This window comes from Natronobacterium texcoconense (genome assembly GCF_900104065.1).
GTDB lineage: Archaea > Halobacteriota > Halobacteria > Halobacteriales > Natrialbaceae > Natronobacterium > Natronobacterium texcoconense.
Window position 1 is genome coordinate 431468 of the sequence record NZ_FNLC01000002.1, and the last position, 25011, is coordinate 456478.

Here is a 25011-nt window from a genome sequence, read left to right on the forward strand (position 1 = left end):
TATCTTTCGTGAAGAATGGACAGTCGTGCAGAGTTCCGTATGAACAATTATTATTGTAGCAGAATGAACCGGTTCAGATACTCGTTCATCGATAGACAGATGTGGTAGTTCGGGCCTGGAACTGGCGGTCACGAACCGACGGTAGCTTTTACCAATCGTTCGTGGTGGTCGATGTCATGAGATACATCGTCCGGGTACCGAAACTCGATGGGGGGATGCAAGCGACGTTACGCGAGTGGCACCTCGAGGAAGGCGAGGCGCTGGCGGAGGGACATCCCATCGCGTCGTTCGAGTCCGGAGCGAGTGACGTCACCCTCGAGGCACGGGAGAACGGCGTTCTCCGACGGACGTTCCTCGAGGAGGGGGAGACGGTTTCGTCCGGAACCCCGGTCGGAATCGTTGCGCCAGCTGAAACAGACGTCGAGGACCTCGAGACGGCGCTCGAGCACGTAGAGGGGGCTTTCACGGTACTGCCAGCGGACGGACGGAATCGCCCCTCAGAGACCGAGATGCCCGGCCGAACCGCGACCGCGACGAACCCCGAGGGAATGTCCGGGCGACTCGAGACCGGCTCCTTCGAGTGGCGATACGACGAACCCGCGTCTTACGGTGGTACCGAGACCGGTCCGACGCCGGTCGATGTCTTCCTCGGTGGGCTGGCGGCCTGTCTCTCGCTGAGTACGCGCTACCAGGTCGAGAAACGCAACGCCGACGTCGATGAAATCTCGGTCACGACCGACGCGACCCCCGAACGCGGGCCGGTCGAGTCGATTGCGGTGACGGTCTTCCTCGAGTCCGACGAAGACGACGAGACCCTGGTACGGATCGTCGACCTCGCCGAACGGGGCTGTCACGTCTCGCAGTTGCTCAGGGACGATCTCGAGCTGGAGCTTTCGTGGAGCCGGTGCTGATCAGGCGTCTCCGTGCCACTCGGCCCGGAACTGTTCGTAGAACGCCTCGAGAACGTCGTGGCGCTTCTCGGCCAGGTCGCGAGCAGGGTCGGTGTGGAGTTCCTCACGCAACCGCAGCAGTTTGTCCTCGAAGTGGTAGAGCTGAGAGTACTCGTGCCCGTTCGGATCCCACATCGGTGTTCCGTGTGCACCGCCGAAGGCGAACGTCCGTGCGATGCCGATCGCACCCATGGCGTCGAGATTGTCGGCGTCCCGCAGTATCTCCGCTTCGATCGTCTCTGGCTGCGGGTCGTCCCCACGGAACGCGAGTTCGTCGTGAACCGCGACGCAGTGTCGAACGGCGTCGATCCGATCCCGGCCGACGCCCGCGTCCTCGAGGATGATCTCGACTTCGGATAGCGTTTCGGCCGGCTCACAGCCCGTCTCCTCCCCGATCACGCGGTGTATGTCGTGCGTAAGGGCTGCACATCCAACCACAGTCCGGTCGGCGTCTACATCCGCCGCGAGTCGCTGACAGAGTCGAAATACCCGCCAGACGTGGTGCATGTCGTGGCCGGAACTGTCGCTCGAGAGGTACTCCCGTACGCCATCGGCGACCGCCGGGAACGGTTGCTCGTCGCGTCGTGGCCCGCCAGGATGCTCGCCGGTGATCGGAGCGGGATCCGAGAGCGTCGTACCCGACTCTTCGGTCCTTTCGTCTGTCGTCATAGCTGTGATCCGCCCCTCCGCCGATCGTCAGCCGTCATACCTCCGTGTTGACCCGGCCCCGCATAAAGGAGTTCGTAATCCGACACGATTCGATTCGGGAACGGTCGGTTTCCTACCCGTCGACGTCCCACGGCGGCGAGGCCAGCCTTCCGATCGACTCGACGCAGTACGTGGGATCGTACGCTTCGGAATCGGCGCTCTCGGAAACCCACACCGACTCGAGGCCGGCAGCAGTCGCGCCAGCGACGTCCGTCTCGAGGGAGTCGCCGACGTGGACCGTCGTCTCGGGCGTCGCCTCGAGCGTCCGAAGCGCGCGTTCGAACGGCTCCGGATCAGGTTTCGGCAGCGTGTCGTGGCCGGCGACGACGACCGCGTCGACCCACCGCTCGAGATCGACGGCCGCGATTTTCTGTCGCTGGGCGTCCCGTGCCCCGTTCGTAACGACGGCGAGACGGTAGTCGTCGGCGAGGCTCTCGAGCACGCTGGCAGCGGACGGCAACAGTTCGACGTTCGACTGGTCGCGTTCCGCGGCGAACGCTGTCGCAACGTCTCTCCCTAGCTCCCGATCGTAGCCGTTCTCCGCGGCGAGCGCGGCGAAACACTCGCTTCGGAGTTCGTCCATCGACTCACACCTCCGGGCAAACTCGTCGTAGCGGGCGTAGTACTCCTCGACGGAAAACAGCGGCTCGAGGCCCAGTCCCTCGAACGACGCCTGCAACACCTCGCCGGGCGATCGCACGTAGCGGAGCAGGGTTCCGTCGAGGTCGAACGAGACGGTTTCGATTCGAGTCACGCGTTCGAGGTTCCGTTCGAACCTGCAAAAACGAACTGATCGGGGTTACTCGAGCGCCGGCGGATCGACCGGCTCGAGTCCCCAGTCGTCGAGAAACTCTGCGAGGAAGTCGGCCCGCTGGCCGATCTCGTCGGGTGCGTGCGAGTCGGTGCCGACGGTGACGGCGACGTCGTGTTCGCGAAGCACCTCGAGGAACGTCCCGGAGGGATGGACGATCCCCTCGTCTGTCAGTGCTCGGCCGGCGTTGATCTCGGGAACCGTCCGGGACTCGGCGAGCGCGCGGGCGACGCGTCTGTACTGCTCTTCGGTCGCCCTGCCGCGAAGTGGCTTCGTCCGCTCGATCAGGTCGACGTGGGCGGCGATATCGAACAGCTCCGACTCGATCAGGGCGACGAGTCGATCGAAGTACTCCTCGACGATGCGGTCGCGTTCGGCCGCCGAGCGGTCGGTAAAGTGGGAGGAGACCTGCACGTTCGCCCCGGCAACCTCGTGGACGCTGCCGACGGTGTAGTCGAAGTCGGCCTCCTCGAGAAACTCGCGAATCTCGGCTTCGTCGCGCGGGTCGTAGTCCATCTCGACGGCGTCGTAAATCTCGATATCGACCCGCTCGCGCAGCCGTTCGATCGCTCCTCGACGCCGGTCGTACGTGATATCCAGGTTGAACCCGTAGACGCTGCGAACCCACTCCATGCGATCCCGTGGGGCGACGTTGCAGTGGTCGGCGAAACCGACACCCTCGAGTCCGGCGGCCTCGGCGGCCCGGACCATCCCCTCGAGGAACTCGCCGTCCGAGTAGTTGGAGTGGACGTGGAAGTCCTCCATACAGTCGAATCACGGGTAATCGTGTTAGGCGTTACGCCGGCCGCAGAAGGTCGATGCCGTCACACTGACGGGGATTCGATCACCGATCGCTCGAGATCAGTACGCCGGGGTCGCAGCCGGTTCGTCCTCGAGAATACTCCGGTAGTAGGAGACGAGGTACGAGTAGGAGTAGGCGAACGCGAACGTGCCGAGCACGAGCGTCACCGCGATCGAGAGGAACAGCGTCGACTCGGAGGCGATCGCGGTCTCGCCGGTTTCGGTGAACTCGATGGCCGAGAGGTAGAGTGCCATACCCGGCCCCTGTCCGATCAGGCTGATCACGAAGAAGACGATCGTGAAACCGACGACGCTCAAGAAATTGTTCCAGACGAGGCTGACGCTCTGAGAGAACGAATCGATTGCTCTGGCGTCACTGACGACAATTGCGGCGTCGTAGAACTGGAGAAACATAACCAGGAGGGCCATGACCACCATCAGGAGGACGAATCCAATTCCCATACCGACCAGGCCACCGCCAGCGGCGGCCGTACCGACACCGACGATCATCATCAGGATGCCTCCCATGAACGAAACCCCCATTATGATCACCGCGAACAGCACCGTCGCGCCGAGCATCGACACGTAGTTCTCTTTGCCACCACGGACGAACGACCCGAGTCGGGTCGTCCCCTCGAGTCCCTCGTCGATCATCGTGATGATACCGCCGAGCAGGAACGGCGTAACGAGAAGGGAAAGCGGATAGACTAGCACTTGGGCCATCGAACCCACGTATACGTCCAGCAGGATCGCTACTTCGCTGAGAAGAACGAAAAACACCCCCACGAGTAGAATTGCGGGATTCTTTCGAAGAACTGACGCTGCAGTCGATAACGAGCCAATTGCGCTCATACTCGAGTCGACTCAAAGATAGTACTTAAAGCAGTCATCGGGTTTTCCGACCGAGAAACTGCTCGTTCGGTCTCGAGAAATCGAATACGCTACTCGAGAACCGTGCGTAGAGACGGGCGACCGATCACTCGTTTCGCGGATTGCTCGGGTGGTACTCCGTATCGTACTCGCCGGGCTGGTCGTCGACGCGGTCCGGGTTGATCCGGCCCGACAGCAGCATGAAGTCGACCAGGGTGAGCGCGAGCATCGCCTCGACGACCGGCACGCCACGCGGCGGCAGGACGGGATCGTGCCGGCCGATGACCTTCTCCTCTTTTAGCTCGCCCGTTTCCCAGTCGGCGGTCTGCTGGCTCTTGGGGATCGACGTCGGCGCGTGCAGCGTCACCTCGCCGTAGATGGGTTCGCCGCTCGAGATGCCACCCTGGATGCCGCCGTGGTCGTTCTCGACGGGCGTCGGGTTCCCGTCGTCGTCGAACTCCCAGTCGTCGTTGCGTTCTTTGCCCGTGTACTCGCGTGCCTCGCGGCCGAGGCCGAACTCGAAGGCCGTCGTCGCCGGCACCGCCATCATCGCCTGACCGAGTCGCGCAGAGAGGGAGTCGAACCGCGGCGCGCCGAGTCCGATGGGGACGCCCTGCGCCTCGAAGTAGATCGACCCGCCGATGGAGTCGCCTTCCTCCTGGTACTCCTCGATCAGGTCTTGCATCTTCTCGGCCGTCTCGGGGTGGGCACAGCGGACGTCGTTCTCCTCGCTGTGTTCTTTGATCTCCTCGAAGCTTACCTCGGGTGCCTCGACGTCGCCGATCTGGTTGACGTGAGCCTTGAGTTCGATGCCTTCGCGCTCGAGGATTTTCTTCGCGATCGCACCTGCAGCGACCCAGTTGACCGTCTCGCGTGCCGAGGAGCGGCCGCCGCCGCCCCAGTTGCGGGTTCCGAACTTCGCGGAGTAGGTGAAATCGCCGTGGCTGGGACGCGGCGCGGTGATGAAGGGCTCGTACTTCTCCGAGCGGGCGTCCTTGTTCTGGATGACTAGGCCGATCGGCGTTCCCGTGGTGTAGCCGTCCTGGATCCCCGACTTGATCGAGACGTCGTCGGGTTCGCCGCGGCTGGTCGTGATCATCGACTGGCCTGGTTTGCGGCGGTCGAGATCCGCCTGGATGTCTTCCTCCGAAAGCTCGAGACCGGCGGGACAGCCCGAGATGGTACAGCCCATCGCCTCGCCGTGGCTCTCGCCGAACGTGGTCACCTGAAAGAGGCGACCGAAGCGGTTGCCGTTCATTACCCCTCCCTCGGGGACGGGGACACTTAGCAACCCAGGATTCCTGCAAGTGCTGGCGCGAAGCGGTCACGCGAGGCCGAGCTGTGCGAGCCCGCCGTAGGGGACCAGGAAGAGATACAGCTGAACGATCCCCGCAACGATCAACAGCACGCCTGCGGCCCGCTCGAGCCACGGCCCGCGCGGAACGATCACCTCGAGGAGGGCTTCGCGGCCGACCGCCGTCGCCATCGTCACGAGGACGAACATCGTCGCCATCCCGCCGGCGTAGGCGCCGAAGGTGACGAGCGCGGCCGTCGTTCCGGTCGTGAAACTCGAGACGACGACGGCGACGAAAAGCGGCGCGGTGCAGCCGGCGGCTGCGACGGCGTAGACGGCACCGAACGTCAGGTAACCGCGGTAACTCCGACGTCGTTCGGGCAGCGATATCGTGAGTCTCGACAGGTGCGCGAACCCACCGAGCATGACGACGCCGAGCGCAATCAGGAGGAGACCGGTCCCAGCTCCCAGGAGGACGAGCCGCTGGAGGTACTGGGCGCCGACGGAGACGGCGACTCCGACGATTCCCAGGTAGACGACGAACATCCCGCTACTGGCGACGAGGCTCACTTTCGCCGCTCGCCACAGCGTTGCCCGTCCCGAGGCCGCGCCGTCGTCCCCGAGGAAGTAGGCGACGTAACCGGGCAACATCGGGTACGCACACGGGGCGAAAAACGTCATTACGCCGGCCATGAACACGAACCCGAGGCGCAGTTCCGACAACTCGATCATTCGAGTTCGGCGTCGATCGCGTCGGTGATGTCGTCTGCACCGGTGTTGCCGCTGGTGTGCCACCGAACGTCCCCGTCGGAGTCGACAATCACTATCGACGGGTAGACGCTGACGCCGAACTCGTCGTGGACGTCCGAGTCGGGATCGATCCCGGCGGGCCAGTCGGCACCTTCGTCGTCCCAGTAGTCGGTGACGAGACCCTCCTCGTCCTCGGGCGAAATCGCCCGCATAGCCAGCGTCTCGGAGTCGTACTCCTCGCGGACCTCGTGAAGACTCTCGAGTTGCGGTTCACACGGCCCACACCAGGTCGCGAAGAAGTAGACGAGCGTGAGGTCGGCGTCCGTGACGAGGTCCATGGACTCTTCCCCTACGACGCCGAGACTCTCGTGGCGAAGGTCCGGCGGGACGCTCGAGGGAATGTTGTTCCCCGCGATGCCCGAAAACAGGCCGAGACAGCCCGACAGGGACGTCGTCGCCGCGAGTGCGACGAGGCCACGGCGGGTGAGCGCCGCGTTACGCATCGGCGTCACCCCGTGTTCGTGGCGATCGGTTCCAGGAGGGCCGAAGCGTCTCGATCGAACTGACGTGGGGATAGTCGGGGGCCATGTGCGACAGTTGATGACAAAAATATAAAATACAGGTGTCGATTTTCCGGGCGAGAAAACGCTCGAGTCCGGAGACTGTCGGTACCAGTGGAAGGTCGCTCGATTTGTACGACGAATGCGAAAAATTAAGCTTTTCTACTGATTTCTATCTAACGTGTACGAGGAAATTCGGGGTGGAGTGTTTCGACAGCCAGATGGATATCGAATGGCCCTCGTGTGGATTATTTTCGGATTCGCAAATTTCGGACTCTTCCTCTTCTCTTCGCGGGAGGTGTTCATGTTTCTAGCTATCGGAATCCTCCTTTTGCTTATGGCGGTTCCAGAGGCGCTCCCGGAAGAGTATACACGTGAAGCGGGGATCCTTCGCCTGATCTGTGTCCTACTTGCCGTTACAGTGGTCCCGTATGTTCTGGTATCCGTAGATATCGGATTTGCTCTCGAGACTGGTCGAGGACTGGACGCGCTGTTTTGACGACGATCTTTACGAGAGTTCTCGCGATAGCTCCTCCAGTTCGACCGCCGCGAACGGAACGAGCATCTCGTCGGGGTGGAGTCCACCATGCATTCCGATCAGCTCGAGTTTCGTCGGATCGGAGCCGTACCAGACCGACAGTTCGCGATGGCAGACGACGAGGTCGCCGAGTCGACGGTGGAAGGTGTCGCTCTCCTCGCCGTCGCCGAACAGGTTGCGGTCGAGGACTTCTTCGCGCGTGAAAACCTTCGCGTCGAGCGTGTCGAGAAGCGTTTCGTGAACCGCTTCTCGCCGTTCGTCGGGGTCGTGCAGGTGCAGGTGGAGGTTCCGCGGACTGCCGGCGTACCTGACCGGTTCGCCGTCGGCGTGGCGCTCGAGCGCCTCGGTGACGCCGTCGACGGTCTCGAGGTCGACGTTGCGCTCGGGATCGGTATCGACGTGGCCGTGGTCGGCGGTCAGAACGAGGAGCGTGTCGCCGTGTTCGTCTTCCGTCTCGAGTCGAGCGAGTCCGCGCTCGAGTGCGGAAAGCGAGTCGGAGACTGCCTCGTCGTACTCCTCGCTACTGGTTCCGTAGGCGTGAGCGATGGTGTCGATCTCGGGGACGTAGGCGAACAGGTAGGCCGGATCGTCCGCCGCAGCAAAGGCTTCTGCGAGCGCCGATTCGAACCCCTCGAGGCCGTGGACTGGACCGTCCGGATTCCCGTAGGTGTGACACGCCGCGCCGTCGTAGGTCTCCTCGAACGGGACGACGTGACGGCAGTCGACACCGCACTCGACGAGTTTTGGGTAGATCGGTTCGCCCTCGAAAATCTCCTCGAGGTCGTACTCGACGGCGTCGTCGCCGGCACGGACGCGCGTCGAGAACGCCTCGTATGCGGCGTCGTCGGCCGGATCGTAGACATCCCAGCCGAGAACGCCGTGTGATGCAGGGAGCCTGCCGGTGTGGAAGGTCGTCAGCGCCGCAGCCGTCTCCGACGGGTAGATCGAGGTCAGCGGCGTTACTGTCCCGCTGTCCTCGAACCGCTCGAGCAGCGGGTGGTCGAACCGTGTCCAGGGCTCGAGGCCGAAACCATCGAGGACGACGACGAGGACGCGGTCGTACCGGTCGTCGAGGGGCGTCGCGTCGCTGGAGTCGACTGTGCCGACACCCGAGAGGACGTCGGCGGATAGCGGCCGTTCCCCCTCCACGTCGGCGTCGAGGAGCGTCTGGACGGTGTCCGGAACGTGCCCGAAACAGTAGCTTCCGTAGTCGGGAACGAGGTAATCCTCTCCGCCGAGGCGGTCGCGCAACCGTGTCTCGAGGTCGCTACGCATAGATCCACCGACGGGTTCGAGCGAGAAAAGTCCCAAGGGGCAAAAAGCGGTCGTCTCCGTCCGGTCAGCTATCAGCCGTGACGATTGTCTCCCTTCGAATTCAGTAATCCGGCCTGAGAGTGTCCAACTCCGACCGAAACGACCGCTCTCCTTTTATGTCCGAGTCCGTTTTCTGGTTCTACGATCGCGCTTCCGACGACGGAAGTGTACCCACGGAACCGACGTCCTGAATCGCTCACTACCACCGTTGTCCCCCGGTCCTCCAGATGCGGTCGGCCGACGCCAGGCCTGCACTGTCAGAGGGGACGTCTCGACACACCCTATCCACAGAATGAGTCAATCCCTACAATCGCTTCCCGACAGACCGGACGCTTCGACCACCGACGACGACGTTCTCGGCCTCGAACAGAGTCTCGAAGCCCTCCAGGAGAGTTCCGAGTTCGGGGGCCCCGTCGAAACGCTGGGTAGCTACGAGTCCAACGACCACCTCGCAGCCATCTACGAGGGCCAGGACGAACAGTTCGCCACTGCAGTGCCGTTCATGCGGACGGGGCTCGAGCGGGGAGACCGCTGTCTCTACATCGCCGACGAAAACGAGATCGACGAGGTGCTGTCGGCGATGGACGACGCCGGCGTCGACGTCGATCGTGCCCTCGAGTCGGGCGCGCTGACGATGCATACTGCCCAGGACACCTACTTTCGGAACGGCGAGTTCACGCCCGAGGACATGATCGCGTTCATCTCCGACGCGATCGACGACGCCCGCGAGGAGTACGAGGGACTGCGGATTACCGGCGAGATGACCTGGATTCTCGGCGACGATCCGGAACTCGAGACGCTGATCGAGTACGAGGCGAAACTGAACGATCTCCTCCCGGATTCCAACGGGATCGCGCTCTGTCAGTACAACCGCAATCGGTTCCCCGCGGAAGTGATCCGTGACGTCATCAAGACCCACCCACACCTCGTCTACGAGAACACGGTCTGCCAGAACTTCTACTACACGCCGCCCGAGGAGTTCTTCGGGCCCGAACAGCCCGAACAGGAAGTCGACCGAATGATGGGGACGCTGCTCGACCGGACGAGAGCACGAACCGAACTCACGGATCGCCAGGAACACCTCCAGCGACAGAACGAGATTACTGCCGACCCCAACCGGCCGTTCGACGAGAAACTCGAGGGGCTGTTCGACCTCGGTTGCCAGCAGTTCGACCTGGAACTCGGCGGGATGGCCCGCGTCGATCCGGACGACGACCGGATAGAAATCGAGCGCGTCAGCGACGATCACGACTACCTCGAGCAGGGCCGTGAACTACCGCTGTCGGAGACCTACTGTGACGCCGTGTTCGACGAGGATCAGACGGTCGGTCTGTCGCTCGCGCTCGAGGGTGACGAGGAGTACGCCGACACTGAAATCCACGAGGACGGCGGACTGCGATCGTATCTCGGCACCCGAATCGAGGTCGACGGCGACCGCGACAGGACGTTCTTCTTCGTTGACCCGGAAGGGCGCGAAGAGCCGTTCACGGCCGACGAACGGACGTTCCTTCGACTGATGGGCCAGTGGGTCGAGTACGAACTCGAACGCCAGCAACGCGAGGAGGAACTCGAACAGTCGATCGATCGCCTCGAGAAGTCCAACGAACGACTCGAGCAGTTCGCCTACGCTGCCTCTCACGACCTGCAGGAACCGCTGCGGATGGTCTCGAGTTATCTGCGACTGCTCGAGAGCCGATACGAGGACGACCTCGACGATGACGGCCGGGAGTTCCTCGAGTTCGCCGTCGACGGTGCCGACCGGATGCGCGAGATGATCGAGGGGCTGCTTGCCTACTCCCGCGTCGAAACGGCGGGCGAACCGCTCGAGCCGGTCGACCTGGACGACGTGCTCGACGACGTACTCGACGACCTCCAGTTGCGAATCGAGGAGAGCGACGCGACGATCACTCGTGACCCCCTTCCGATCATCGATGGCGACGGCAACCAGCTTCGACAGGTCTGTCAGAACCTGCTTGCAAACGCCATCGAGTACAGCGGCGACGAGCCGCCACGAATCCACGTCTCGGCGGAGCGAAGCGAGAGCGACGAAGCTACGGCCGAAGACGAGTGGATCGTCTCCGTCCACGACGAGGGGATCGGAATCGATCCCGCAGAGACCGATCGGATATTCGACGTCTTCGACCGGCTCCACAGCCGCGAGGAGTACGACGGCGCCGGGATCGGACTCGCACTCTGTGAGCGGATCGTCGAGCGACACGACGGCCGCATCTGGGCCGACTCCGAACCGGGCGAAGGATCGACGTTCTCGATCGCGTTCCCGTGTGCCGGCGACTCGAGTCCGCAGTAAGAGCGATCGCTACTGGCGCTCGAGCGTCACGCCGACGTCCTCGAGCACCTCGAAGAAACCGGGGAACGAGACGTCGACGTGGTCGGCGCCTTCGATCGTCGTCTCGCCGTCGGCGACGAGTCCCGCCAGCGCGAGCGCCATGATAATCCGGTGGTCGTCACAGCCGTCGACGGTCGCGCCCTCGAGAGTCGACTCGCTGCCGTGGATCGTCAGCGAATCCTGTTCCTCGGTCGTCTCGACGCCCATCTTCCCCAGTTCGCGGGCCATCGCGCTCACGCGATCGGTCTCCTTGTAGCGGACGTGTTCGGCGTTCGTAACGTGCGTGTCACCGTCTGCGACCGCACCCAGCGTCGCGATCGTCGGCAGCAGGTCCGGCGTGTCCTCGACCGAGACCTCGATTCCCGAAAGTGAGGCGCTCGAGACGTCGATGGTGCCCGCGTCGCGGTCCCACTCTACGTCGGCACCCATCCGGTCGACGACGTCGACGATGGCGGTGTCACCCTGTGCGCTCGGGTTCGCTCCCTCGATCCGGAGTCCCTCGCCGCTCGCGATCGCACCTGCAGCCAGCGGGTACGAGATCGACGAGAAGTCCCCCGGGACGGCGTACTCGCCACCGACGGGCGAATACGACTGGGCTCCTTCGACCGTGAAGCCGTTCTCGGTGTGGCGGGCCTCGACGCCGAACGCCTCGAGCACCTCGAGCGTGATATCGATGTACGGCGCGGACTTGAGTTCTGTCTCGAGGTCGATCTCGATTCCTGCCTCCGTTACGGCGCCAGCCATCAGCAACGCGGTGATGTACTGCGAGGAGACGTCGCCCGGGATCGACACCTCGGTGCCGGCAATCGGTCCCGTCACGACCAGCGGTGCCTGTCCGTTCCGTCGGGTGCTGTAGGCTTCCCCGCCGAGGTCGGCGATAGCCTCGAGAAGCGGGCCCTGCGGCCGCGAGCGCAGCGATTCGTCGCCGGTCAGGACGGAGGTACCGTCGGCGAGTGCAGCTGCGGCGGTCACCAGTCGCATCGTCGTCCCGCTGTTCTCGCAGTTTATCACGTCCGCCGGCACGTCTGGTCGCCCGTCGAAACCGTCGATCTCGAGGGTGCCGTTCTCGAGTCGCTCGACATCACCGCCGAAAAGTTCGACGGCGCGGGCGGTGGCCTTCGTATCGGCGCTCCAGAGCGCGTCCCGCACGGTCGCGCCGTCGGCATACCCGGCGGCGAGGATCGCCCGATGGGTGTAGCTCTTCGACGGCGGTGCCCGGACCGTCCCTCGAACGCTCGAGGGCGATATGGTGACGTTCATGCTCGCGGTGTGGTTCGGCGTGCCTATACCGATACCGGTACGGAGGAAAATTGGGGGAAGACGGAGTCGGTCACGTCCGGTTCGGACACTCAACTCGTGTCGTCGATGACGTCGACATCCCACTCGTCGTCCGGAATCTCGGCCTCGGTTTCGACCTCGATTAGCATATTTTCGTACAGGAGTTCACTGACTCCGACCATCGTAGCCGCTGGATACTGCGGCCGGTCGAAGAAATCGCTTCTGACCTCGTGTATCCGCAGCTGACTCTCCGACGAGAGAACGTCGTCTCTGACGAAAAATCGTAGCATCGTAACGTCTTGCATACCTCCACCGAGGTCCTCTAACCCGTCTCGAATGAGCGAGAGAGTCGTCCGAGTTTGTGTCTCGAGGTCGCCTTCTGGATGACCAACTCCCGAAAATACGACCTTCCTGTATCCCGGTCGGTGCGTTACGATGCCAGAGGACATTTGAAACTCGTCGATGATTTCGGAGTCGATGGATTCTCCCGCCCCCGGGGCGATAATGGTCTTTTTCACAATGTAACGCTGTCTACGTACTCTCTTATTAAATTATAGTTATTATACATATGATATATCTCATAGCGAGAAACCGTGACTACCCGAAACTTGCTAACGCTTATTACTCGCTCCGTGGGCAGGCAACCCTGATGTCCGACTACACGACAGTAAACTACCGCGACGTCGACGACCAGCACGGAATGCACTTCCTGCGCGACGAACTCGACTGCGAGAACATGGGCGTCACCGTCGTCGAGTGCGAACCCGGCTGGGAAGGCAAAGAACACGACCACGAGGACGAAGGCCACGAGGAGGTGTACCTGTTGATGGAGGGCGAAGCGACAGTCACGATCGGAGACGAGGAAGTTGAGATGAGCGAGGGCGACGCGATCAGGATCCCGCCGGACGCGACCCACCAGATCCACAACGGCGACACGGAGAGCCGGTTCGTGCTGATGGGCGCGCCGTAAGCCGACCGCGGCGAGCTACTTCCTGCTCGAGAGACAGCCGACAGAGGGCGCGATCTCCTCGAGCGACTCCGACGCCATCGGACTCGAGAGTTCGTAGTTCAGGCCTCCGCAGTCCCAGAACAGGCTCTCGATGCGGCCATCGCGGTAGTAGACCGTGTTCCCTTCGAACTCGAGGCCGGTCTCCGCGAGGACGTCGGGCTCGAACCGCCGGACCTCCCGAACGGCGAGGAACAGTTCCCGTTCGGGGCGGTCGGGGTCGGCGTACCACAGCGTCGTCGTGGTTCCGGAGTCCGCCCCTTTCTCGACGAGTGTGATCCGATCGAGGGCGTACGGGTCGGGCATCTCTGGCTCGGGTAGCTCGTAGGGAGCCCGTTTCTCCGCGGCCGCTCGAGAATCGAAGATCCCCTCCGGTTCGGTACCGATCTCGACGACCTCGGCGTCGGCCGGCGGCTCGTAGGTGAACGTGTCCGGCTCGAGGCCCGAATCGAGCGCGAGGTCCTCGTAGGTAACGGTCAGTCGGTGGAGTATCTCGCCGTCGGTGGTTCGAACGACGTCGCGTTCCCTGACCGGATACCGGTACTCGTCGTCGATCCAAATCGACCGCGAGATCGTCGCTTCCTCCAGATCGTCGACGGGCGTCTCCTCGAGTGGAATCCGGTAGACCGTCTCGCCGACGAGCAGGTCGAGCGAGCGGTCGATCTCGACCGAGTCGGGGTCGGCGTCGATCCGGTGGGCTGGACGGCCGTCGACCGTGTCCGTCCCCTCGTAGCGAAGGTCGTAGTCCTCGAGCAGGTTCTCGAGCACCTGGCGCGTCCGATCGGAGACGATGCGGTTCGGGTGGTGGCGTTCGGTCACCACGCTCTCGTCGGGGTAGTACTCCCAGGTAACCGGCCGACTCCTCACCGAGACGGTCCCTGCCGGCGTGTCGGGGTCGTCGGACTCGAGCACCTCGAGGCGCTGTTCGCCCGGCGGCCGCTGGACGATTCGGTCCGTCCGCTCGCCCGTCTCAGTCGGTGTCTCCATCGTCATCGTCCGCTGAGCCTCGAGTGCCGTCAGCCCGGCGCGGGTTTCGAGCGCCTCGCGGAGGAGGTCGTCGCTCGAGGGGGAGTCCGTGGAGTCGCCGCCAGGAATTGCGACACAGCCGCCGAATCCGATGATACCCGTTACGAGGAGCTGACGGCGGTACATACCAGCCCGATAACATCGATCGGTGATAAGGTTGGGGATTTGCCATTAGGTCCGGCGGCTCGTTCTCGAAACCACGAAATTATGTTTCGGCCGCACGGAGTGGCTCGTATGATAGACGTCGACACTGACCTCTCGTCGCTTCGACGCCACCTCGAATCCGCCGGCGTCGACGGTTACCTGATCGACGACGACGCTACGGACTCCGACCAGCGGTACGTCTCCGGTTTCACCGCGCCGGATCCGTTCCAGACGCTCGTCACCGACGACGGCGTCCACCTGCTCGTCTCCGGCCTCGAGTACGGCCGCGCGAAGTCGGAGGCCGACGCCGAAACGATCACCCGCCGATCCGCCTACGACTATCGGGAGCTCGTCGCGGAACACGGCGCGTACGGCGGGAAGATCCGGACGATCGCCGCCTTCCTCGAGGACCACGGCGTCGACTCGATCTCGGTCCCGCGAAACTTCCCGACGGGGACCGCCGACGGACTCCGCGAGCAGGGGATCGACATCACCCTCGAGTCCGACGGGATCGTCGAAGAGATTCGCGCGATCAAGGCCGACGAGGAACTCGAGGCGATCCGGGAGAGCCAGCGGGCGAACGAGGCCGCGATGGCATGCGCCGAGGAGTTGATCGCCAGCGCGGACGTGGACGACGATGGAACTCTGATCGGCGAAGACGGTGAGCCTCTGACCAGCGAACGCGTCACGGAGGAAATCGAGGTCACGCTGCTTCGACACGGCTGTGGGCTCGACGATACCATCGTCGCCTGTGGAGCCGACGGCGCGGATCCGCACAACCGCGGTAGCGGCCCGCTCGAGGCCGACGAACTGATCGTGATCGACATCTTCCCGCGGAACAAGGAGACGGGCTATCACGCCGACATGACTCGTACGTTCGCCCGCGGTGATCCGGGCGAGGAAGCCCGACGGCGGTACGACGTGACCCGCGAGGCGTACGAGGCCGCACTCGCGACCGTCGAGGCCGGCGTCACCGGCGCGGCGGTCCACGACGTGGTCTGTGACGTGATCGAGGACGCCGGCTACGAGTCGCTGCGAAGCGATCCGAGCACGGAGACCGGCTTCATCCACAGCACCGGCCACGGCGTCGGACTGGACGTCCACGAACAGCCGAGCGTCTCCCCCGCGGGCGGCGAACTCGAGGCTGGACACGTGATCTCGATCGAACCCGGGCTCTACAATCCCGACGTCGGCGGCGTTCGGATCGAGGATCTCGTGGTCGTCACCGAGGACGGCTACGAGAACCTGACCGATTACCGGGTCGGTCTCGAGCCGACGAACTAATCGCCCTCCGTCGATTCTACTGTCCCTTCCGGTACAACCTATATTCGTCCGGGCCGAAGCGAGGATATGAGAGAGATAGACGTGGATGAAGGCGGCGTAGCCGACATCCTGGTCGTCGACCAGAGCCCGGGCGACGTTCGGTTGCTCGAGGAGGCGTTCACGGAGGGCAGCGTCGCGAACGCGGTTCACGCAGTCGCCGACAGAGAGGAAGCGCTCGAGTTTCTAGGCAACGACGGCGACTACGAGGACGCGCCGTCGCCGGACCTGATACTCCTCGATCTGGACCTCCCGGGACCGAACGGCGAGGGGTTGCTGGGGGAGCTCAAGGGAGACCCGGAGCTTCGACACACGCCCGTGATCGTTCTCACGGGCTCCGACGCCGAGGAGGACATCCTCAAATCCTACGACCTGAACGCGAACGCCTACGTCCGGAAGCCGGTTGAACCGGAGGACTTCGTCACGATCGTCCAGGCAATCGAGGACTTCTGGCTGGCGCTGGTCGAATTACCGTCTGGCGACGAGTGACGACCATTACAGAACGATGCTGGTGACGCCCGTACTCTCGAGCAACATCCAGCCGACGAACGCTGCATAGACCGCGAGCAACAGCCAGGCTTCGCGGTCGGTAAGTGTGAAGTCGGTGCGTGCAGTGGCGAACACGACGATCGTCGCGACGACGAGAAACCCCATCAGCGGCGCGGCGATACCGAAATCGACGGGCGTCGGGCCGGCGATCAACACGCCGACGGGGACGGCGACCAGCAGGTCGAAGACGTTGCTCCCGAAGACGTTCGCGAGACTGACCGTCGACTGGCCGCTCTGGGCGGCGTGGACGCTGATGATAGTGTCCGGGAGGCTGGTTCCGGCCGCGATCACGGTCAGCCCCCACAGGAACGACGGGGTGTCGAAGTAGACGCCGAGTTCAATCGCGGCGTGGACCAGCACTTCGACACCCACAAGGATCAGTGCGAGGCCGATCGCGAGAATACCCCACTCCCTGACACCGTCGACGGACGCCTGCTCTTCGGCGGCCCGGTACTCGGCCGATTCCTGGTACTGAATGAACAGGTAGAGGCCGTACAGTCCGAGCGGAAACAGCGCGAGCGGCCGGTTCACTTCGCCGAACAACCCGACGTTCGTCGGGTAGTAGATGACCGCGAGTGAGAAGGTTAGAAGCAGCGTCGCGACGGCGATGATGTAGAACTGCGCCTCACGGTAGACGATCGCCCGGTTCGCCTCCATCGTGTCGCGGTGGTAGAGCGTCGATAGCGCCGGAATCACCAGCACGTTGAACACCGCCGAGCCGACGATCGCCGCGACCCCGAGTTCGAACTCGCCGTAGCGGACAGTCGCGATCACGACGCTCGAGAGCTCCGGAAAACTCGAGCCGATGGCTGCGATCACCGCACCCTGGACGATCGGCGGGAGTCCGTAGTACAGCGCCAGCCGTTCGGCGGACCGCTCGAGATAGAGACTGCCCGCCCAGACGAGAGCGGTTGCGCCGGCTGCGAGCGCGATCAGCCACAGGAGTGCGAGCATGCTCGTCTCCGATCGATCTACGGAGGAGTGCCACTCGTGGTCACAAGTAAGCGAGCGCTGTGACTCAAACCGACTCGAGCGCGATCCGTTCGCCGACCTCGAGGCCGTTACGCAAGGCGGCGTGGACCCGGGCTTCGCCGGCGGCCCAGTCGCCGAGACAGTACAGTCCTTCTTTTTCGGCGCTTCGAAGCGGGCCGCTCACCACGCCCTCGTCGGGAAGTGCGTACCGCCAGCCCTGATGGTCCGTCCAGTCGGGTTCCGTGAGTCGGTCGTCCGCGAGCAACTCGGCCGTGATCGATGCCAGTTCCGCAAGTGCGTCCTCGGGTGGCTCGTCGTAGTGATCGGTCGACCACCCGGGGCTCGCCTGGACGACGAGCAGCGACTCGCCGTCGGGAACGTGGCCGGGTTTGCACTCTTCGCGAGCAACCCACCCTACCTCGTGGTCCGTATCCGTGTTGATCAGCGCGTAGTAGGGAACCTCGAGTTCGAACGGGTAGTGAAAGACGCCGGTCCAGATCGTCCGATAGGGGACGTCGTCGACGACCTCGACGAGCGTCTCGCGGAGGTCGGCGTCCCACTCCGCCGACCGGAGCAGGTCGGCGGTCTGGGGTGCGGGCGGGTTCAACAGGACGGTATCGAAGGGGCCCCACGTCGCTCCGTCGGCGTCCTCGAGTCGCCAGACGCCGTCGTCTCGAATCAGCCGCTCGACGCGGGTACGGCGATGAACGTCCGCGTCGGTCCGGTCGAACAGTCGCTTCGCGATCTGGGTCAGTCCGCGGCGGTAGGTCCACTTGTGTCCGGTGTTCTCCCGGCCCGGCGAGAGTCTGCCGCTCCGATCGAACGTCCAGATTGGCTCGTCTATCTCGACCAGACCGTCGGTCTCGAGCGTCCCGGTAAGCAGTTCAGTAACCCGTTCGTCCGCGGATTTGACGTAGTTGGCTCCGTAGTCGTAGACGACGTCGTCGCGACGCCGCGTCGCCGCACGACCACAGAGGCCGCCGGACTTCTCGAGGACCGTTATCGTGGCGTCCTCGAGGGTTTCCGAGAGCACGTACGTCGCGGCCGCCGCAGCCGCACCTGCGCCGACGACTCCGATCCGTCTCATGGTCGTTCCTGTGGGTTGCCGGCTCAAGTATTCTCGTGCTACTTGTGTGGGGTCGGTAAGGTGGTTCGAGTCGTATGAAGCTGGCTCCGTATACTGACCCGATCGCTGTGACGAACATCGGTACCTGAAGTAGCTATTTACGCGCGATCCTGATACGGCGGTGTATGAGTTCACGGAGCGGTGTGGCAGGGTACCTTCTATATCTGGCAGCAGTCGCACTTGCGCTTCACGGACTCATTCACTTCCTCGGAATCGGGGTGTACTTCGAAGTAGTCGAGATGGCCGACCTCCCCTACAAGACGACACTGCTCGGCGGTGCCATCGACGTGGGTGATATAGGGATCCGCATCTTTGCCGTGCTGACCGCCGTGGCGGGGATTGGGTTCGTCGCGTCGGCTGTCGCGTTGGTGAGCGACTGGCGATACTGGCGACTCTTGTTGCTCGCAGTCACAGTATTTTCGCTCGTTCTTACTGCCCTCGACTGGACGGTCGCTTCGATGGGCGTTCTGGCCAACCTGACGATACTGGCGGCTCTTTTCGTGCAGTCCATTTTCACAAAGTGAGCCAGATCTCGTGTTACGTTCGTGCTCTGTATTCAACACGGTTCCCGAAACTCGTCCTCGATTAAGTGTTTCAACGAAACCGGCCAGTTACAAGACCCAGGCGTTCGATCCCGACGTATGCCTCGAGAGTACGACAAACTCGTCCGCGACGACATCCCGGAGATCATCGAACGAGACGGCGAGACGCCGGTCGTCCACACCGCGGACGACAACGAGTACGGACGCCGATTGCTCGAGAAACTGGACGAGGAAGTCACAGAATTTCGGGAGAGCGAGGAGATCGAGGAACTGGCCGACGTCCTCGAGGTCGTTCACGCTATTCGAGCCCACGAGGGCGTCTCGAGGGAGCGACTCGAGGACCTCCGCTCTGAGAAAGCCCAGGAACGGGGACGGTTCGAGGAGCGGATCGTGCTCGAGCGAGTCGAGTAGTTCACTCGAGCCGAACGATCGAACGCCTTTTGCGACGGCAGGCGGTACGTCCCACCGATGGACGTACTGATCGTCGGCGCGGGATCGATGGGGACGTGGTTCGGGCAGGCGATCGACGCACCCGTCACGTTCGCCGACGTCGACCCGGAGGCCGCGGTCGAAGCCGCCGACGTCGTCGGGGATGCCGACGTCACGGATCTCGAGGCCGACGATCGATACGACGTCGTCTGTCTCGCGGTGCCGATGGCACACGTCACCGACGCGGTCGCCGCCCACGCGGATCGTGCCGAGCGAGCGGTCGTCGACGTCTCGGGCGTGATGGAACCGGCCGTCGAGACGATGCGAGAATACGCGCCCGAACGCGAGCGGGTGAGTCTGCATCCGCTCTTTGCGCCCGAGCGTGCACCTGGCTCGATCGCCGTCGTTCGCGACCGCGAGGGACCAGTAACGGAGGCGTTGCTCGAGGATCTCGAGGCAAGCGGTAACGATCTCCGGGAGACGACGGCGGCCGAACACGACGAGGCGATGGAGACGGTTCAGGCGACGACCCACGCCGCCGTCCTCGCGTTCGCGCTGGCGGCGGAGTCGGAGTCGGTTCCCGAGGGGTTCGAAACGCCGATTTACGAGCAGATGGAGACGCTCGCCGAACAGATGACCGAGGGGACGCCGCGAGTCTACGCCGACATCCAGGACGCCTTCGACGGGGCCGACGCCGTCGCGGAGGCAGCACGCCGGATCGCGGACGCCGACGGCACCGAATTCGAACGACTGTACCGGGAAGCAGCGGACCGATGGCAGGAGGGTGATCACGAATGAGCGACCAGCGCGAGGCGATCCGATCGAACGCCAAGTATCTACGGAACGTCCGACCGATCGATCCCGAGGAAATCTGCGAGTACGTCGAGGGAACGCCACATCCCGCGGTCGTTCGCCAGCACCTCCGCGAAGACGCGCCCGTCCTCGGACTGATCGAACGCGAGGACGGGAGCTTCGTTCCCGTCGAGGACGACCCCGTCGGGCCAAACCAGCGACCGGTTACCGAGTTCCCCGCCGAGTACGGGAACGCACTCGAGAATCTGCTGGTCGACCGCTACGGCGTCGACTGGCACGAAGATCCGACGGGCAGCCTGCTGCGGTCGACGATCCGCCGGTTCAAAGATCACTACCTCGAGGGGCGCCACGTCGAGTACGACGACGACGTCGCCGCGGGCTACGCGATCTATCACCTGCCGGGCTACTACGCGGCGGTCCAGTACGCGCTCGACGATCTGGCTGATCGCGGCCTGCTGGGACGGAACCTGCGGGTACTCGACGTCGGGGCCGGCGTCGGCGGCCCCGCGATGGGTCTCTCTGACTACCTCCCCGAGGACGCCTTGCTCGAGTACCACGCGATCGAACCGAGCGCGGCCGCGGACGTCCTCGAGGAACTGCTCGCGGAGACGGGCCGGAACGTACACCCGACGGTCCACCGGGAGACTGCCGAGGCGTTCGACCCCAGTTCCGTCGCTGGCGACTCGTTCGACCCGACCGACGCCGACGACGGCTTCGATCTCTTGCTCGCCTGTAACGTTCTGAGCGAACTCGAGGATCCCGACGCCGTCCTGCGGAAGTATCTCGAGACGCTCGCACCCGACGGCACCCTGCTCGCGATGGCACCTGCGGACAAGAACACGAGCATCCAGCTTCGGGAGCTCGAGCGGGCGGTCGAGGACGAACGGCTCCACGGCGGAACGGAAGACGGGGTCACTGTCTACAGCCCTGCCGTTCGGCTCTGGCCGAACGACCGTCCGACCGACCGGGGCTGGTCGTTCGACGTTCGCCCGGATCTCGAGGTACCGTCGTTCCAGCGCAAACTCGAGGACGCCGCCGACGATCCCGACCACGAGGGAGGCGAGTTCGTCAACGTCGACGTGCAGTTTTCCTACTCGCTGTTGCGCGTCGACGGCAAGCGCCGGATCGACCTCTCGCTCGAGGCCGACGAGTGGGCGAAGATGGCCCAGATGGAGCGTCACGTCACGAACCGGATCGACCTCGTCGCGGCGAAACTGAGCCGGTCGCTGAGCGAAGACGACGCCGGTCGTTCGGGATCGAATCCACTGTTCAAGATCAGCGACGGCAGCGAGTCGATCGACCACTACGCCGTCGTGACCAAGGAGACGGCGCTCAACCGGCCGCTGCTCGAGGCGGAGTACGGCGAGGTCTGTTCGTTCGAGCAGATCCTCGCGCTCTGGAACGACGACGAGGAAGCCTACAACCTGGTCGTCGACGAGGAGACGATCGTCGATCGGATCGGCTGAACGGACACGACCTACTGAAGCGGTGTTCTTTTCGCACCGGCGGTCGACGACCCGGTATGAGCGACTCCCTCGAGATCCTGTTGACCAACGACGACGGGATCGACAGCACCGGTATCCGGGCGCTGTACGACGCACTCTCGGAGCACGCCGACGTGACCGTCGTCGCTCCCACGGACGACCAGAGCGCCTGCGGACGCTCGATTTCGCACGAGGTGGACGTCTACGAACACGAACTCGGGTTCGCTCTCGACGGGACGCCCGCCGACTGCGTCGTCGCGGGCCTGTCCGCGCTTACGCCGGAGACGGTCCCCGACCTGGTCGTCGCCGGCTGTAACGAGGGGGCTAACCTGGGCGAATACGTCCTCGGACGCTCGGGGACCATCAGCGCCGCCGTCGAAGCGGCCTTCTTCGACGTGCCCGCGATCGCGACCTCGATGTACGTCCCAGTCGGCGACATCTCGTTTGCGGAGGTCGAACTCGAGACTGCGGACTTCGCCGAAGCGACTCGCGTGACGACCTACCTGGCGGAACACGCCCTCGAGGCTGGCGTCTTCGATCACGCCGCCTATCTCAACGTCAACGTGCCGGTCGCGGACGGCGACCCGGCGCCGATCGAGATCACTCGTCCCTCGAAACGCTACGAGATGGACGCCGAACGCGACGGCGACCGGATCCGTCTCAAGGACCGAGTCTGGGAGTCGATGGATCCCGAAAAAATACCCGACCCCGACGGGACCGACCGTCGCGCCGTTGCCGAAGGCCGGATCAGCGTCTCGCCGCTGACTGCACCCCACTCGACGAACCACCACGAACTGCTCGAGGAACTCGCGGATCGGTACCACGACAGGGCCGGGATCGACGACCGACGCGATTGACTGCCCGACACGTCGTGCGACCGGATTATCAGCGTTCGGTGACAATCCCGACTGATTTGTACCTCGACGGTGAACAGTCTCGTATGGTAACGGTCGAGATCGAATACTGCGTCCCCTGTGGATTCCTCTCGCGTGCACAGGACGTCCAGCACGCCCTCCTATCGACGTTCGGAGAAGAACTCGAGGCAGTTACCCTGCGAACGGGAGCCAACGGCGTGTTCGTCGCCCGCGTGGGCGACGAGGTCGTCTTCGACAAGGCAGAAGACGAGTACGACGTCGACCAGATCGTCCGCCAGGTCAGGGAGCACCTGTAGGCCAGCGAACCGTGCATCTTCGAATATCGGGCGAAACGGACACACAGGTCGGCTTGCGTCTCGCAAGGCGGCCCGCCTTTGGCGAGGAAGACGTCAACGATATCGTGTTATCACTGTCGCTACAGCAGTTGCGATACAAATATATGTACGATGAAAGCGAAACGAAAGCTAACTACGCGTTCGCGGACCGACGGTCACACCGTCACTGTCTGTGCCAGCGCTACCGCCATCGTTCACAGCAATGGAGGGTAACCAACACATGGTACTGAACTCACTCAGGACTCGTCTCTCGTCTCTCTGGTCCCGCGGTTCGACCGACGACGCCTCGACCGGCGAGTCCACGACGACGGAGGAATCGGACGACGAACAGGGCACCGACGAGACGCTGAGTTACGCCGAAGAGATCGAGTACGGCGTCGACGAACGCGAACTTCCCGACGAGGACAAGGTTCTCAGACTGCTTGTCAAACGTGGCGGTCGCGTCAACCAGGAGACCGTCCAGAAAGAGACCGGCTGGTCCGAGGAACGGCTCTCGGGCGTCATCGATCGGATGGAAGACGACGACCAGATCAGTGCCATCACGGTCGGTCGGAAAGAGGTCATCTGTCGACGCGGATTCGAACCCAAAGGGTATCGATCGCACATAAACGAGTGAGGCGTCTGCTGTCTCGATTCACCGGCGAAACGCGAATTTCTACAACTGTGCCGCACTCGACTATCAGTCGTTCGTCCGAACCCAACCGCCAGTACGAGTTCGGACGCGTATGAAGGCCGAACGCCCTTCCATCTCGTGGCCCTCTATCCGTCCATGTTAGAACTCGCACTGCTGTTTTTCGTCATCGCGATCGTCGCTGGCGCGCTCGGAGCAACTGGTGTCGCAGGACTCACGATGAGCATCGCGAAGTGGCTCGTAATGCTGTTCCTCGTGCTCGCGATAATCTCACTCCTGCTGTAACGTAACGGCCGGACCAGGAGTGGCGCGAGCGCGATTACTCCCTCGAGTGATCGCTCTCGAGGCGAGGGCATCCCTCGAGCAGCGACAGTGGCAGTTCGCCCCCGTTCGACTCGAGGGCGTCGACGACGGCCGCGACTTCGTCGAACCGCCAGCCTCGCTGGGCACAGAACGGATCGGTCGTCCAGTCGACGAACCCTCGATCCGAGAGCACCGGTAAATGTCGGTGTTTGAGCGCGAGCGCGAAGGCCCGACGTTCTCGCCCCGTCATCGAATCCAACGTCGCAGCGTCAGGAAGGCTGATACGTCGCCCGGTGGGTTCGTCCAGCAACGACACCACCAGTCGTCGCCGTGGTTCGGCCGCGAGCGCCTCGAATACGTCGTCCCACCGTTCGACGGATCGTTTCGAATCTCCCAACCGTTCCCCCGTCATTATTATCGGCCCTCTGTTCCGGCAGAATAGTAATTGTGGCTCGTCGTGTCTGCAACCGAACATCTTCCCTCGAGTACCTCCCCCGACGAACTTTGTCATCCACATCGAAGGGGCGACTATGGCGAGCGAAACCGACGAAACCACTCGAGTCTGGCTGGTGGAACGAACCTATTCGGACGACGAACAGAACCTGATCATCCTCACGTACGCGACGACCGACGGAAGGCAGTACTTCCGAAAGGAACGGGCGCTTACGGGCGATTCGGACGTCCGGGGGACGACCGCGGCGGTCGAGTCCGAGTCGTCGAATCTCGGTCCGGTCGACGACCCCGAACTGAAAGAACAGTACGCCACCGAAGCGACGCGGATGGCGGAGAAACACGACCCGGACGACGCGATCTAGGCGTTATTCGACGATGACCACTGCCGACTCGGTCTCGATCATCTCGCCCTCGCCGGAGTAGGTGCGCTCCGCGAACACGCTGATCTGTGGCGGACCCTGAACTCATCAAGGCTGAGGTTGACCTTGACTTTCAATACTTGGAGTGTTCTAATTAGCTCGTTTTACGGCGTACGCAGGCTGAGAAGAGTGGATGATACGACGTCCACCAGTAATCGTCATCCGAATATGGCGACAATCACGTTTATTAATAACCCCACCAGTGCGAAAATCACCAACTGGAGTGGTGGATCTATCTCGAAAAAGATCGCAAATCCGATAGCCAGAATCGTGATCTGCAACCCAATAATGCTAATGACTATCTTGTCTTCTTTCATTCACCACCAGGTGAATTACAAGTCGCCATCAATCTTCCTGTTCCCT

The 25011-nt window shown here is 63.3% G+C and carries 30 protein-coding genes; 15 read left to right on the forward strand and 15 right to left on the reverse strand.

Annotated elements, in window-relative coordinates; all coding sequences use genetic code 11:
• Positions 1–176 precede the first annotated feature (176 nt).
• Positions 177–911 carry an OsmC family protein gene (locus BLR35_RS09520; RefSeq protein ID WP_090380935.1) on the forward strand — a complete coding sequence of 245 codons (735 nt, stop codon included), beginning with the start codon at positions 177–179 and terminating at the stop codon, positions 909–911.
• On the opposite strand, the gene BLR35_RS09525 is transcribed toward BLR35_RS09520, so the two are convergent.
• From BLR35_RS09525 to BLR35_RS09555, 7 genes are all read right to left on the reverse strand, one after another.
• Positions 912–1619, reverse strand: coding sequence for an HD domain-containing protein (locus BLR35_RS09525; RefSeq protein WP_090380937.1), 708 nt, complete (start codon positions 1617–1619; stop codon positions 912–914).
• Positions 1620–1731: 112 nt separating this feature from the next.
• Positions 1732–2412, reverse strand: coding sequence for an HAD family hydrolase (locus tag BLR35_RS09530; RefSeq protein ID WP_090380940.1), 681 nt, complete (start codon positions 2410–2412; stop codon positions 1732–1734).
• A gap of 45 nt (positions 2413–2457) precedes the next feature.
• Positions 2458–3234: a PHP domain-containing protein gene (locus BLR35_RS09535; RefSeq protein ID WP_090380942.1), complete on the reverse strand. Its 777-nt coding sequence runs from the start codon at positions 3232–3234 to the stop codon at positions 2458–2460.
• A gap of 96 nt (positions 3235–3330) precedes the next feature.
• Positions 3331–4122 carry a DUF7847 domain-containing protein gene (locus BLR35_RS09540; protein ID WP_090380945.1) on the reverse strand — a complete coding sequence of 264 codons (792 nt, stop codon included), beginning with the start codon at positions 4120–4122 and terminating at the stop codon, positions 3331–3333.
• 124 nt (positions 4123–4246) lie between these two features.
• Positions 4247–5398 (reverse strand): chorismate synthase, encoded by a 1152-nt coding sequence (gene aroC, locus BLR35_RS09545; RefSeq protein WP_090380947.1) that lies wholly within the window; start codon positions 5396–5398, stop codon positions 4247–4249.
• A 66-nt stretch (positions 5399–5464) separates the two neighbouring features.
• Positions 5465–6166, reverse strand: a complete 702-nt coding sequence (locus BLR35_RS09550; protein WP_090380950.1) for a cytochrome c biogenesis CcdA family protein — start codon at positions 6164–6166, stop codon at positions 5465–5467.
• Positions 6163–6687 carry a TlpA family protein disulfide reductase gene (locus tag BLR35_RS09555; RefSeq protein ID WP_090380955.1) on the reverse strand — a complete coding sequence of 175 codons (525 nt, stop codon included), beginning with the start codon at positions 6685–6687 and terminating at the stop codon, positions 6163–6165. Before BLR35_RS09555 ends, BLR35_RS09550 begins: the two co-directional genes overlap by 4 nt.
• 238 nt (positions 6688–6925) lie before the next feature.
• On the opposite strand from BLR35_RS09555, the gene BLR35_RS09560 reads away from it, so the two are divergent.
• Positions 6926–7243: a DUF8011 family protein gene (locus BLR35_RS09560; protein ID WP_139169264.1), complete on the forward strand. Its 318-nt coding sequence runs from the start codon at positions 6926–6928 to the stop codon at positions 7241–7243.
• Between the two features lie 9 nt (positions 7244–7252).
• Here BLR35_RS09560 and BLR35_RS09565 read toward each other — a convergent pair whose 3' ends face one another.
• A complete protein-coding gene (locus BLR35_RS09565; protein ID WP_090380960.1) occupies positions 7253–8557 on the reverse strand; it encodes an alkaline phosphatase family protein in 1305 nt (434 codons plus the stop codon).
• 331 nt (positions 8558–8888) lie between these two features.
• Between BLR35_RS09565 and BLR35_RS09570 the strand changes: the two genes are divergently transcribed.
• Entirely contained in the window at positions 8889–10904 is a 2016-nt protein-coding gene (locus BLR35_RS09570; RefSeq protein WP_090380962.1) for an MEDS domain-containing protein, read from the forward strand.
• A gap of 9 nt (positions 10905–10913) precedes the next feature.
• Here the strand turns inward: BLR35_RS09570 and aroA are convergent, their stop codons facing one another.
• Positions 10914–12203: a 3-phosphoshikimate 1-carboxyvinyltransferase gene (gene aroA, locus BLR35_RS09575; RefSeq protein WP_090380964.1), complete on the reverse strand. Its 1290-nt coding sequence runs from the start codon at positions 12201–12203 to the stop codon at positions 10914–10916.
• Positions 12204–12292: 89 nt separating this feature from the next.
• Positions 12293–12670 carry a RidA family protein gene (locus BLR35_RS09580; protein ID WP_139169265.1) on the reverse strand — a complete coding sequence of 126 codons (378 nt, stop codon included), beginning with the start codon at positions 12668–12670 and terminating at the stop codon, positions 12293–12295.
• Between the two features lie 200 nt (positions 12671–12870).
• Between BLR35_RS09580 and BLR35_RS09585 the strand changes: the two genes are divergently transcribed.
• Positions 12871–13191: a cupin domain-containing protein gene (locus BLR35_RS09585; RefSeq protein WP_090380969.1), complete on the forward strand. Its 321-nt coding sequence runs from the start codon at positions 12871–12873 to the stop codon at positions 13189–13191.
• A gap of 15 nt (positions 13192–13206) precedes the next feature.
• On the opposite strand, the gene BLR35_RS09590 is transcribed toward BLR35_RS09585, so the two are convergent.
• On the reverse strand, positions 13207–14379 hold the full coding sequence (locus BLR35_RS09590; RefSeq protein WP_090380970.1) for a LolA family protein: 1173 nt from the start codon (positions 14377–14379) through the stop codon (positions 13207–13209).
• 111 nt (positions 14380–14490) lie between these two features.
• Between BLR35_RS09590 and BLR35_RS09595 the strand changes: the two genes are divergently transcribed.
• Together BLR35_RS09595 and BLR35_RS09600 are read left to right on the forward strand one after the other, a co-directional pair.
• Entirely contained in the window at positions 14491–15681 is a 1191-nt protein-coding gene (locus BLR35_RS09595; protein ID WP_211704974.1) for a M24 family metallopeptidase, read from the forward strand.
• A 66-nt stretch (positions 15682–15747) separates the two neighbouring features.
• Positions 15748–16206, forward strand: coding sequence for a response regulator (locus tag BLR35_RS09600; protein WP_090380975.1), 459 nt, complete (start codon positions 15748–15750; stop codon positions 16204–16206).
• Positions 16207–16212: 6 nt separating this feature from the next.
• Here BLR35_RS09600 and BLR35_RS09605 read toward each other — a convergent pair whose 3' ends face one another.
• Together BLR35_RS09605 and BLR35_RS09610 are read right to left on the reverse strand one after the other, a co-directional pair.
• Positions 16213–17220 (reverse strand): sodium:calcium antiporter, encoded by a 1008-nt coding sequence (locus BLR35_RS09605; protein ID WP_090380978.1) that lies wholly within the window; start codon positions 17218–17220, stop codon positions 16213–16215.
• Positions 17221–17284: 64 nt separating this feature from the next.
• Positions 17285–18325 carry an NAD(P)/FAD-dependent oxidoreductase gene (locus tag BLR35_RS09610; RefSeq protein ID WP_090380982.1) on the reverse strand — a complete coding sequence of 347 codons (1041 nt, stop codon included), beginning with the start codon at positions 18323–18325 and terminating at the stop codon, positions 17285–17287.
• A 164-nt stretch (positions 18326–18489) separates the two neighbouring features.
• On the opposite strand from BLR35_RS09610, the gene BLR35_RS09615 reads away from it, so the two are divergent.
• The 8 genes from BLR35_RS09615 to BLR35_RS09650 all read left to right on the forward strand — a co-directional run bounded on the left by BLR35_RS09615 (position 18490) and on the right by BLR35_RS09650 (position 23758).
• Positions 18490–18888 (forward strand): ABC transporter permease, encoded by a 399-nt coding sequence (locus tag BLR35_RS09615; RefSeq protein ID WP_090380983.1) that lies wholly within the window; start codon positions 18490–18492, stop codon positions 18886–18888.
• A 117-nt stretch (positions 18889–19005) separates the two neighbouring features.
• Complete coding sequence (locus BLR35_RS09620; protein WP_090380987.1) at positions 19006–19317, forward strand: nucleoside triphosphate pyrophosphohydrolase; 312 nt, start codon at positions 19006–19008, stop codon at positions 19315–19317.
• Between the two features lie 57 nt (positions 19318–19374).
• On the forward strand, positions 19375–20133 hold the full coding sequence (locus tag BLR35_RS09625; protein WP_090380989.1) for a prephenate dehydrogenase/arogenate dehydrogenase family protein: 759 nt from the start codon (positions 19375–19377) through the stop codon (positions 20131–20133).
• Positions 20130–21614 (forward strand): small ribosomal subunit Rsm22 family protein, encoded by a 1485-nt coding sequence (locus BLR35_RS09630; RefSeq protein ID WP_090380991.1) that lies wholly within the window; start codon positions 20130–20132, stop codon positions 21612–21614. The genes BLR35_RS09625 and BLR35_RS09630 overlap by 4 nt, the downstream gene beginning before the upstream one ends.
• A 56-nt stretch (positions 21615–21670) precedes the next feature.
• Positions 21671–22489: a 5'/3'-nucleotidase SurE gene (surE, locus tag BLR35_RS09635; protein ID WP_090380993.1), complete on the forward strand. Its 819-nt coding sequence runs from the start codon at positions 21671–21673 to the stop codon at positions 22487–22489.
• Between the two features lie 83 nt (positions 22490–22572).
• Entirely contained in the window at positions 22573–22803 is a 231-nt protein-coding gene (locus BLR35_RS09640) for an Rdx family protein (RefSeq protein WP_090380995.1), read from the forward strand.
• Between the two features lie 259 nt (positions 22804–23062).
• Complete coding sequence (locus BLR35_RS09645) at positions 23063–23458, forward strand: helix-turn-helix transcriptional regulator (RefSeq protein WP_090380999.1); 396 nt, start codon at positions 23063–23065, stop codon at positions 23456–23458.
• 153 nt (positions 23459–23611) lie between these two features.
• Positions 23612–23758, forward strand: a complete 147-nt coding sequence (locus BLR35_RS09650; RefSeq protein ID WP_090381001.1) for a DUF1328 domain-containing protein — start codon at positions 23612–23614, stop codon at positions 23756–23758.
• Positions 23759–23792: 34 nt separating this feature from the next.
• Here BLR35_RS09650 and BLR35_RS09655 read toward each other — a convergent pair whose 3' ends face one another.
• Positions 23793–24188 (reverse strand): hypothetical protein, encoded by a 396-nt coding sequence (locus BLR35_RS09655; protein ID WP_090381004.1) that lies wholly within the window; start codon positions 24186–24188, stop codon positions 23793–23795.
• A 118-nt stretch (positions 24189–24306) separates the two neighbouring features.
• Here BLR35_RS09655 and BLR35_RS09660 point away from each other — a divergent pair, with 118 nt between their 5' ends.
• Positions 24307–24591, forward strand: coding sequence for a DUF7967 family protein (locus BLR35_RS09660; protein WP_090381006.1), 285 nt, complete (start codon positions 24307–24309; stop codon positions 24589–24591).
• A 215-nt stretch (positions 24592–24806) separates the two neighbouring features.
• Here the strand turns inward: BLR35_RS09660 and BLR35_RS20670 are convergent, their stop codons facing one another.
• Positions 24807–24965, reverse strand: a complete 159-nt coding sequence (locus BLR35_RS20670) for a hypothetical protein (RefSeq protein WP_170831004.1) — start codon at positions 24963–24965, stop codon at positions 24807–24809.
• Positions 24966–25011 lie beyond the last annotated feature (46 nt).

Coding starts and splice junctions, on each gene's coding strand:
- BLR35_RS09540 (WP_090380945.1), bottom strand. CDS start 4,122: ATGAGCGCAATTGGCTCGTTATCGACTGCAGCGTCAGTTCTTCGAAAG.
- BLR35_RS09555 (WP_090380955.1), bottom strand. CDS start 6,687: ATGCGTAACGCGGCGCTCACCCGCCGTGGCCTCGTCGCACTCGCGGCG.
- BLR35_RS09535 (WP_090380942.1), bottom strand. CDS start 3,234: ATGGAGGACTTCCACGTCCACTCCAACTACTCGGACGGCGAGTTCCTC.
- BLR35_RS09605 (WP_090380978.1), bottom strand. CDS start 17,220: ATGCTCGCACTCCTGTGGCTGATCGCGCTCGCAGCCGGCGCAACCGCT.
- BLR35_RS09600 (WP_090380975.1), top strand. CDS start 15,748: ATGAGAGAGATAGACGTGGATGAAGGCGGCGTAGCCGACATCCTGGTC.
- BLR35_RS09630 (WP_090380991.1), top strand. CDS start 20,130: ATGAGCGACCAGCGCGAGGCGATCCGATCGAACGCCAAGTATCTACGG.
- BLR35_RS09660 (WP_090381006.1), top strand. CDS start 24,307: ATGGCGAGCGAAACCGACGAAACCACTCGAGTCTGGCTGGTGGAACGA.
- BLR35_RS09655 (WP_090381004.1), bottom strand. CDS start 24,188: ATGACGGGGGAACGGTTGGGAGATTCGAAACGATCCGTCGAACGGTGG.
- BLR35_RS09625 (WP_090380989.1), top strand. CDS start 19,375: ATGGACGTACTGATCGTCGGCGCGGGATCGATGGGGACGTGGTTCGGG.
- BLR35_RS09615 (WP_090380983.1), top strand. CDS start 18,490: ATGAGTTCACGGAGCGGTGTGGCAGGGTACCTTCTATATCTGGCAGCA.
- surE (WP_090380993.1), top strand. CDS start 21,671: ATGAGCGACTCCCTCGAGATCCTGTTGACCAACGACGACGGGATCGAC.
- BLR35_RS09580 (WP_139169265.1), bottom strand. CDS start 12,670: ATGTCCTCTGGCATCGTAACGCACCGACCGGGATACAGGAAGGTCGTA.
- BLR35_RS09550 (WP_090380950.1), bottom strand. CDS start 6,166: ATGATCGAGTTGTCGGAACTGCGCCTCGGGTTCGTGTTCATGGCCGGC.
- BLR35_RS09565 (WP_090380960.1), bottom strand. CDS start 8,557: ATGCGTAGCGACCTCGAGACACGGTTGCGCGACCGCCTCGGCGGAGAG.
- BLR35_RS09570 (WP_090380962.1), top strand. CDS start 8,889: ATGAGTCAATCCCTACAATCGCTTCCCGACAGACCGGACGCTTCGACC.
- aroC (WP_090380947.1), bottom strand. CDS start 5,398: ATGAACGGCAACCGCTTCGGTCGCCTCTTTCAGGTGACCACGTTCGGC.
- BLR35_RS09620 (WP_090380987.1), top strand. CDS start 19,006: ATGCCTCGAGAGTACGACAAACTCGTCCGCGACGACATCCCGGAGATC.
- BLR35_RS09640 (WP_090380995.1), top strand. CDS start 22,573: ATGGTAACGGTCGAGATCGAATACTGCGTCCCCTGTGGATTCCTCTCG.
- aroA (WP_090380964.1), bottom strand. CDS start 12,203: ATGAACGTCACCATATCGCCCTCGAGCGTTCGAGGGACGGTCCGGGCA.
- BLR35_RS09525 (WP_090380937.1), bottom strand. CDS start 1,619: ATGACGACAGACGAAAGGACCGAAGAGTCGGGTACGACGCTCTCGGAT.
- BLR35_RS09590 (WP_090380970.1), bottom strand. CDS start 14,379: ATGTACCGCCGTCAGCTCCTCGTAACGGGTATCATCGGATTCGGCGGC.
- BLR35_RS09645 (WP_090380999.1), top strand. CDS start 23,063: ATGGTACTGAACTCACTCAGGACTCGTCTCTCGTCTCTCTGGTCCCGC.
- BLR35_RS20670 (WP_170831004.1), bottom strand. CDS start 24,965: ATGAAAGAAGACAAGATAGTCATTAGCATTATTGGGTTGCAGATCACG.
- BLR35_RS09650 (WP_090381001.1), top strand. CDS start 23,612: ATGTTAGAACTCGCACTGCTGTTTTTCGTCATCGCGATCGTCGCTGGC.
- BLR35_RS09585 (WP_090380969.1), top strand. CDS start 12,871: ATGTCCGACTACACGACAGTAAACTACCGCGACGTCGACGACCAGCAC.
- BLR35_RS09610 (WP_090380982.1), bottom strand. CDS start 18,325: ATGAGACGGATCGGAGTCGTCGGCGCAGGTGCGGCTGCGGCGGCCGCG.
- BLR35_RS09520 (WP_090380935.1), top strand. CDS start 177: ATGAGATACATCGTCCGGGTACCGAAACTCGATGGGGGGATGCAAGCG.